This window comes from Streptomyces albus subsp. chlorinus (assembly GCF_013302895.1).
Lineage (GTDB): Bacteria > Actinomycetota > Actinomycetes > Streptomycetales > Streptomycetaceae > Streptomyces > Streptomyces chlorinus.
In genome coordinates, this window is the sequence record NZ_VJOK01000001.1 from 7,149,273 (window position 1) to 7,157,691 (window position 8,419).

7 protein-coding genes are annotated in these 8,419 nt (G+C 73.4%); 4 read left to right on the forward strand and 3 right to left on the reverse strand.

All coding sequences use genetic code 11. The annotated features are described in order from the left end of the window. Positions 1-167: 167 nt before the first annotated feature. Positions 168-1,049 carry an alpha/beta fold hydrolase gene (locus FM076_RS31010; protein WP_173874146.1) on the reverse strand — a complete coding sequence of 294 codons (882 nt, stop codon included), beginning with the start codon at positions 1,047-1,049 and terminating at the stop codon, positions 168-170. 278 nt (positions 1,050-1,327) lie between these two features. Beyond that, positions 1,328-1,936: a TetR/AcrR family transcriptional regulator gene (locus tag FM076_RS31015; RefSeq protein WP_173874147.1), complete on the reverse strand. Its 609-nt coding sequence runs from the start codon at positions 1,934-1,936 to the stop codon at positions 1,328-1,330. Positions 1,937-2,282: 346 nt separating this feature from the next. Here FM076_RS31015 and FM076_RS31020 point away from each other — a divergent pair, with 346 nt between their 5' ends. The 3 genes from FM076_RS31020 (at position 2,283) to FM076_RS31030 (ending at position 6,248) form a co-directional block, all read left to right on the forward strand. Next, positions 2,283-3,848, forward strand: a complete 1,566-nt coding sequence (locus tag FM076_RS31020) for an oxidoreductase (protein ID WP_173874148.1) — start codon at positions 2,283-2,285, stop codon at positions 3,846-3,848. 113 nt (positions 3,849-3,961) lie between these two features. After that, entirely contained in the window at positions 3,962-4,822 is an 861-nt protein-coding gene (locus tag FM076_RS31025) for a hypothetical protein (protein WP_173874149.1), read from the forward strand. Next, positions 4,803-6,248, forward strand: a complete 1,446-nt coding sequence (locus tag FM076_RS31030; RefSeq protein WP_243274688.1) for a PLP-dependent aminotransferase family protein — start codon at positions 4,803-4,805, stop codon at positions 6,246-6,248. The genes FM076_RS31025 and FM076_RS31030 overlap by 20 nt, the downstream gene beginning before the upstream one ends. 33 nt (positions 6,249-6,281) lie before the next feature. Here FM076_RS31030 and FM076_RS31035 read toward each other — a convergent pair whose 3' ends face one another. Continuing rightward, positions 6,282-7,217, reverse strand: a complete 936-nt coding sequence (locus FM076_RS31035) for an alpha/beta fold hydrolase (protein ID WP_173874150.1) — start codon at positions 7,215-7,217, stop codon at positions 6,282-6,284. Positions 7,218-7,414: 197 nt separating this feature from the next. On the opposite strand from FM076_RS31035, the gene FM076_RS34390 reads away from it, so the two are divergent. Beyond that, the coding region (locus FM076_RS34390; RefSeq protein WP_243274689.1) for an AfsR/SARP family transcriptional regulator at positions 7,415-8,419 on the forward strand (1,005 nt) is incomplete at its 3' end.

An 8,419-nucleotide genomic window follows, 5' to 3' on the forward strand; every position in this document is an offset into this window, starting at 1 on the left:
CCGCCGCCGAGCCGCACGCCTTGGCGCCGGCTGCGACGCGGGGGCCGCGCTGCCTAGGCGTGCGCGGACCCGTGCGCGTTCGTGGGTCCGCGCGCGTCCTTGGATCCACGCGCGTTCATCGACCCCACGCGCGTTCGTCGGGGCGCGGCGGTGGGGAGCGTGTTCCGTCACAGCCGTTCGGCCAGGAACGGCAGCACCACGGCGGCCATCTCGTCGGGGACCTCTTCGGCGAGGTCGTGTCCTGCCTCGAAGACGTGTGCGGTCACGTCGTGGGCCACGATCCGCGCCATCTCCTCGTTGCGGTCGGCGATGAAGGCGGAACCACCGAGTGCCAGCACCGGGATGTCCAGCTTTTCCTTCGCCGCCTGCCGGTTCTGCTCCGCGTCCACCAGCATCGCGCGGTAGACGGCCAGCATCGCCCGGATGCCTCCGGGCATCGAGTAGCAGCGCACGTACTCCTCGATGGCTTCGGGAGTCGCCGTGTCCGGGTAGCTGCGCTCATTCTTGATCATGTAGCTGATCAGCTCCCGCTCGTGCCCGGCGATCAGCATTTCCGGGACGTCCGGCTGGAAGTAGAAGCCCAGGTGCCACAGGTGCATTCCGCGGGAGACGTTGTCGGTGGTGAGGGCCGTGTGGTCCTCGAAACCGAACCCGGGAAGGAGCGCCTCGGCGAAGACGAGCGCCCGCACGCGGTCACGGTGGCGGGCGGCCAGCTGGTAGCCGACCACCGCCCCCCAGTCCTCACCCAGCACGCCGTAGGTCTCGTGCCCGAGGCCGGCCATCAGCGCGGCGACGTCGTCGCTCATCGTCGCGGAGTCGTAGCCGTCCGCGGGACGGGCCGAGTCGCCCAAGCCGCGCAGGTCCGGTGCGACAACCGTGTACCGCGCGGTGAGCTTCGGGATCAGGTGCCGCCAGTGGTAGCTGGTCTTGGGCACACCGTGGAGCAGCACCAGCGCCGGGCCGGTGCCGCCCGTACGGTAGTGCAGGCTCGTTCCGTTGACGGCGGCCCGGCCTGTGCTGAGGGGCTGCCCGAGGTGGTCGGAGATCATTTTCTGCTTTTTCCTTCCTCTTGTGTGTGGCGCAGAGGGGCGAGGGGCCCCTCTTTCGAGACTGGTTAGTCTCGAAAGAGGGTGTGTCGTCCCTCTGCTTGGCGTTGGTTCTCTGGGGGACGGTGCCGCGACGTGAACGCCGGCACGTGCCGGCGTCCGGCCGGTACCCGTGACCCGTGACTCGTGACCGGTGGTCCGTGATCCGAGGGAGAGTCTCCGGCCCTGGTCACCCAGGTGCGGGTCACTCGGCGGTGGCCCTTCACGGGCCCCGGGAGTGGTCAGTCGGTGTCGGCGTGCGGCGGGGCGCCGAGCATCGACATCGCTGACGCGATCGCCGTACGGATGCGGTCGCTCTGCCCCTCACCCGCCCGCGCGAGCACCTTCAGGCCGTGGTTGAGTGCGGCCAGCATGGTCGCCGCGGCCTTCGGGTCGACACCGGGCGCCAGCTCGCCCTCGGCGCGCGCCCGGAGGAGGGCCCCGTAGAGTGCCGTCTCCAGGCGGCTGACATTGCCCGTGGTGCGCCGTGCGATCTCGGGGTCGGTGTCACCGTGCTCCACGGTGGCGTTGACGGCGAAGCATCCTGCGGGCGTGTCCCCTCGCGGAGGCACCACGCTGGTCTCAAGCAGGTCGCGGATCGAGTCCAGCGCCGATTCACGGGAGGCCAGGATGTCGGCCGGGGTCGGCCCCGCGGCGCCGGAGAGAAAGCGGTCGAGGGCGGCCAGGTAGAGCGCGTGCTTGGACCCGAAGGTTCCGTACAGACTGGCACGCGCGATGCCCAGCTCGTCCGTCAGGTCGCTGGTGGACGTCCCTTCGTAGCCCTTGCGCCAGAACAGGCGCATCGCCGTGTCCAGGGCCGCCTCCGGGTCGAATTCCTTGGTTCGCGCCATACCGGAACCCTACGCTTTCGAGACTGCTCGGTCAAATATCGCGCCTCTCTGGTGGCGGGCCGGGGCGCCGACCACCACGAGCGTGCCGCCGGGCCGCAGCAGCCCGTCCCCGCAGCCGGCATCCAGCGCGTCCCGGCACCCCGCGGGGACGGCACGCGGACGGCCCGGATGCCGGGCGACATTGGTGTTCCAGCAGGGCTCCGGGACGGAAGGGCGTATCGGGTCATCGCAAGGAGGCACGGGCAGCCGGGTCCCATGGTCAGGACGCGTCCTGCGGCCCGGCGCCCGTTTGCTTCCGCTGGGGTGGGGCGAGCCGCACACGAAGGGAGATCACTACCCTGAACGGGTGCTCTCCTACGACGAGTTGTCGCCGCCCGAGCGTGAGCTGTGGGACGCGTTCCCCGAGGGGCGCTGCGTGGATCTGCGCACGGGTGCGCCCGCGGACGAGCGCGTCGACGAGGGCGGGCAGTGGGGTCCCGGGCGCACGGTCCGGGCCGCTGTGCTCGCGGCCCTCCTCCAAGGAGCGCACACCGCGCAGCCGGGTTCCGTGACCTGTCTCAGGCTCGCCGGGGCACGGGTGACCGGACATCTGAACCTGGCCGGCGCCCAGATCGGCCACGCCCTGCGGATCGAGGACTGCTGGTTCGAGGAAGGCGTGGACCTCTCCGAGGCATCGACCCGGTCGATCGCGATCGTGGGCAGCCGCGTGCCGGGACTGGAGGCCGGCCTGGCCCGCATCGAGGGACGTCTCGACCTGCGGCGCTCCCGTCTGGAGAGCAGTGCCCCCTCGCCCTTCCACCGCAGGGTCACCGCCTTCTCGCTCATCAACGCCCATGTGAGCGGGGCCGTGGTCCTCAACGGCGCCGAGATCACCGCGCCCGGGGAGTGGGCGGTGTCCGCCGGAGGGCTGGTCGCGGAGGGCGGCGTCTACTGCGAGGACGGGTTCGTCGCGCACGGCGAAGTCCGCCTCATGGGGGCGCGGCTACCAGGCGGACTGCACATGCGGAACGCGCTGCTGGCACGCCCCGGCCGGACCGGGGTGGCCCTGCGCCTGGACAACGCCGAGGGCTCCACGCTCGACTTCTCCGGCGGGTTCACCGCGAACAGGACGGTGCGGCTGCGGGGCGCCCGGGTGACGGACGGCCTGACCTTCGCGGGAGCCGTCCTGAACGGCCCGTCCGGCGGCCACGGCCCCTCAGTGGAAGCAGCGTTGATGCAGGCTGTCGACTTCGACTTCACGCTCGCCCGGCCGCCGTCCGGCCTCGTGGACCTTCGGGGCGCACAGGTGTCCTACCTCCACGACAGCGACCGCAGCTGGCCTGAGGTGGTGGAACTGGACGGCTTCGTCTACGGCGCCGTCAAGGCGGCCGGGACGGGCGGGGCGGGCGAGCGGCGGGAGGCGGGGGAGCGGCGGGAGTCCGTGGCCCGCCGCGTGGCCTGGATACGACGCAGCCCGGGCTACAACCCCCAGCCCTACGAGCAGTTGGCGAGCTGGTACCGGAGCGCCGGCCACGACGACGAGGCCCGCCGTGTGCTCCTGGCCAAACAGCGTCACCGGCGTCGGACCCTGCCCCCGGCCGCGCGCGTGTGGGGGCACCTGCTCGACGCCACCGTCGGCTACGGCTACCGCCCCTGGCTGGCCGGAGTCTGGCTTCTCGCACTCACCCTGCTGGGCACGCTGTCCTTCGGCGCGGCCACTCCCAGGCCGGTCAAACCGGGCGAGGGCGCCCCGTTCCGGCCCCTCGTCTACACCCTCGACCTCCTGATCCCCATCGGCGGCCTGGGGCAGCGGGCGGCCTGGTACTGGACGGACGGCGGCCTCCAGTGGCTGGCCTACCTGCTGATCGCCCTCGGCTGGGTCCTGACGACCGCCGTCGTCGCGGGAGTCACCCGCACCCTGCAGAAGAACTGACGGGCCTCGCCGGCCGGAGGCGGGCACACCAGCGTCTCGGTGCGCTTCGGACTCGAGCCGGCCGGGTGGGACACACATAGCCGTGCGCCCCTGCCGTGGGGCACGATCGTGTGGTGACGGACATCTTCACGGCTTTCATCCGGGTCTATGCGCGGCCTCCTGCCCGGGAATGGCCGAAGAGACGGGAGCTGATCGACGAGGTCGAAGCGCAGTGGATCACCTGGATGCTGCTGGGACGGTCCGGCTCGTACCACGTCCCCGTCCACACCCGCCGCCCACCGGGTGGTGCGTACGTCGATGTCCAGTACGGCAGTGGTAAGAGCTCCGAGATCGCGGGGTTCTGCGAACTGCCCTATTACCAGGCCATTTGGGGCCGGTCGCACGATGAAGGCAGCGGTGTGGACGTGATCTGGCGGGACGACGTCAACAAGGGGCCGCGGTCGTACTGCCGGTACGGCTTCGACGAGGTCCGGGTGGTGACGGTCGGCGGCCAGAGCCCCCAGGTGGCTCCTCGGGCACCGTGGGAACGCCGTACCGACGGCTCCTGGCGCCTCCGGGCCGCGGGCAGCTACCTGACCGGCAACGACCGCAGCGCGGCCGTGGGCCCGTGCGCGTCCCCCACCACACCGCTGTCCGGAGCCATGGGGGAGGAGGTGTGGGGGATCAGCATCGCCGGACTGGCCACGCCGACCACACCGAACTACGACGGTGAGGCACTGACAGACGTCGATCCGCCCTGGCTGCCCCCCCCGTGGTCATGCTGTGATCCTCGCCATCCCGGAGGCCGCGGGACAGAGCCAGTACCGCATGATTGGTCCACGTGGCGAACCACTCGCCGCGGCACACTTGTTCCCACGCACACCCCTGGCGCACCCGCCTCGCCCACCGTCCCGATCCCGCTCCTCTCCTCTCCTGTCCGCTCCGCTCCTCACCCAGCCACCGAAAGACGCGAACATGCCGATGGGCCCCGCTGAGCTGGCCGACCGCCTGGGACGGTGGTCGGCCGGACGTGGACCGCTGTACCTTCTGCTCGCCGCACGGCTGCGGCGCCTCGTGGACGAGGGCGAACTGCCGCCCGGCACCGCGCTGCCGCCCGACCGGGCGTTGGCTTCCGCGCTCGCGGTGGGGCGCGGAACCGTCGTGGCCGCGTACGAGCAACTCAGCGTGGAGGGCCGCATCGTCCGACGCCAGGGCAGCGGCACCCGGGTGGCCGGGCCCGCGCATCCCGGGCCCAGAAAGACGACGAACGCGCCGGTCTTCCTGCACCTGCTGGAGCCCCAGGACGACGACGTCATCGTCCTGACCTGCGCCGCTCCCACCTCGCCCCCGCCGATGCTGCTGACGGCCTACGAGCGGGCTCTGTCCCAACTGGCCACTGTGACCGACGACCTCGGCTACCACCCGTCGGGCCACTGGCGGCTCCGCCAGGCCGTCGCCGACCACTACACGCGGCGCGGTGTACCGACCGTCCCCGAGCAGGTCTTCATCACCGGCGGCGGTCAGCAGGCCCTCTCCCTGCTCGCCCGCGCGTTCGTCCAGCCCGGCGGCACGGTGCTCGTCGAGGCGCCCACCTACCCGGGTGCGCTGGAGGCGTTCCGGGAACACGCCGCGTCGCTGGAAGCGCTTCCCGTCGGCCTGGAAGGCTTCGAGGCGCGGCTCCGCACTCCCGGCCGCCGTCCCGAACTCGCCTACCTGGTGGCCACCCACCACAATCCGACGGGGGCGGTGCTGCCGTCGCTGGCGCGCCGCCGTCTCGCCGCCGCTGCCGCAGCCGCGGGGGTTCCGCTCATCGACGACGAGGTCCTCGCTCCGCTCACCTTCTCCGGGGAGCAGCCGGCTCCGCCTCCGCTCGCCGCCTTCGGCGACACGGCGATCTCGATGGGCTCGCTGAGCAAGAGCGTCTGGGGCGGGCTGCGCGTCGGCTGGGTGCGGGCCGCACAGCCGGTCATCAACCGCCTAGCCCGGCTCCGGGCGGTGCACGACCTGGGCGGTAACCACCCCGCGCAGCTCGCGGCCGCCGAACTGCTGCCCGGCGTCGAGGACCTGTGCCGGGAAACGGCGGCAGTCCGGCGGGCGCGCCACGACCACCTGCGGGCCGAGCTGACGCGCAGGCTGCCGCAATGGCGGATCCCGGCCGCCGCCGGCGGCCAGACGCTGTGGGTGCGGCTCCCGCACGGCGACGGTGACTCCTTCGCGCAGACCGCCCTCCGGCACGGAGTGGCGGTACTGCCCGGCAGCGGACTCGACGCGGCAGGGGGCAGCAAGGAGTACATCCGTCTCCACTTCCTCGCCGACCCGGACACGCTGACGGAAGTGGCACGCCGCCTGGCCGCGGCATGGCAGGCGTACGGCGGCGAGACCGGCCGGGACGTCCCGGCACCCCGGGCGATGGCGGTCTGACCCCGGGCCGCGCGGCCTCGTCGCCGGGCCGGCTCAGCGGGCGAACAGCGCGCGGATCTCCGCGGTCACCAGGTCCGGGTCCTCCTCCGCCATGAAGTGGCCGCAGGAGACGGTGCGGTGCCGCAGGTCGGGCGCCCAGGCCCGCCACAGCGCCTCGGCGTCGTAGCCGAGTGCCGCGCCCCAGTCCTGCTGGAGCACGGTGACGGGTGCGGTGATGGTCTTCCCGGCGTCGAGGTCGGCGCGGTCGTGCTCGACGTCGACGCCGGCCGAGGCGCGGTAGTCGGCGACGATCGACGGCACGGCGGCGGCGGAGGCCTGGAGGTAGGCGGTGCGCACGCCGGCCGGCAGGGCGTCCGGGTCCTTCGTCCACACGTCGAGGAAGTGGCCGAAGAACTCCTCCGGGGCGGCGGCGATCATACGCTCGGGCAGGCCGGGCGGCTGGGCCATCAGATAGAGGTGGAAGCCGACGGCGGCCGAGGTGCCGTGCAGCGAATTCCACATGTCGAGGGTCGGAAGGACGTCGAGCAGGGCGACCCGGCTGACCGCCTCGGGGTGGTCGAGGGCCGCGCGGAAGGCGACCAGGGCGCCGCGGTCGTGTCCGGCCAGGGCGAACCGGTCGTGGCCCAGGGCGGCGGCCAGGCGGACGATGTCGCGGGCCATGGTGCGCTTGGCGTAGGTGCCGGGGCCGTCCTCCCCGGGCTTGTCGCTGGCGCCGTAACCGCGCAGGTCGGGGCAGATGACCGTGTGGTCGGCGGCGAGGTCGGCGGCGACGTGCCGCCACATCAGCCGGGTCTGCGGGAAGCCGTGCAGCAGGACGACCGGCGTCCCGCTGCCGGCGACCGCCACGTCCAGACCGACCCCGTGGTCGACGTCCACGCGCTGGGCCGTGAACCCTGGCAGGTCGGTGAGGTCGGGCAGGCCGGTGAGGTCGGTGGGGCCGGGACCGGTGTTCCGGGTGCTGGATGTCATGATCGTCTCTTTCTCGTGGCAGGCTGGCCACGGTCCGGTGGGAGGCCGGGGCCGCTTCCGGCTCCGGATGCCTCCAGCCTGCGGGCACCGGATCAGCAACTGATGAGCACGACGACCGGCGACCGCGGCGGGCGGCCGCACAAAGGCCGCCCGGAACCAGCGGGCCCCGCGTCGGCGGACGGAAAGGGCCGGGAACCATGCCGGTGGAGTTCGGTGTGCTGGGGCCGGTGGCGTCCTGGGACAGCACGGGTGCGCAGGTGCGGCTGGGCGGGCCCCGCCACCGCGAGGTGCTGGCGCGCCTCCTCGTGGCACGGCGCCGGGTGGTACCGGTCTCCCGGCTGGTCGCGGACCTGTGGGAGGAGCCGCCCGCCGGAGCCGTCGGCGCGGTGCGCACCTTCGTGGCAGCGCTCCGCCAGGCACTGGAACCGGACCGCCCGCCGCGCACACCGTCCCGGCTGCTGGCGACCGAGGGCCCGGGCTACGTGCTGCGGCCGCAGCCGGGAGCGGTGGACGCCTGGCGCTTCGAGGAGGCGGTGGAGCGGGCGGCCGGCCTGGGCCCGGGCGAGGCGGCTCCCGCGCTGGCGGAGGCCCTGGCGACCTGGCGCGGTCCGGCCTACGCGGACTTCCCCTCCGCGGAGTGGGCCCGCGCGGAACGGGCCCGGCTGACGGAGCTGAGGCTGCACGCCGTGGAGCGCCGCGCCGAGGCGCTGATCCGCTCCGGGGCCGCACGGGAGGCCGTACCCGACCTTGACGCGCATGTGACCGAGCACCCGTGGCGGGAGGACGGCTGGCAGCTGCTGGCGACCGCGCTCTACCGGGCCGACCGGCAGGGTGACGCGCTCACGGTGCTGCGCCGGGCCCGGCACGTCCTCGCCGACCAACTGGGGGTCGAGCCCGGCCCCGGACTGGGGCGCCTGGAACAGGACGTGCTGCGGCAGGCCGAGCGGCTGGAGGGGCTGCCGGACGGAACGGCGGGCGGGGTGGCGGACGGGGCGGCGGGCGGGGTGTGGAGCCGGGCCGCCGCCGCCTACGAGAGCGCCGTCCCGGCGCGGTCCCGGGCCCGTCTGGAGACGACAGCCGGACTGCTGCGGGACCTGGCGGTGACCGGCGCCGGCGGGCTGGGCGCGGCGCGGCAGCACCGGGCGGCGGCCGTGGCCGCGGCGGAGCGCACCGGAGACGTGGAGCTGACCGCCAGGGTGATC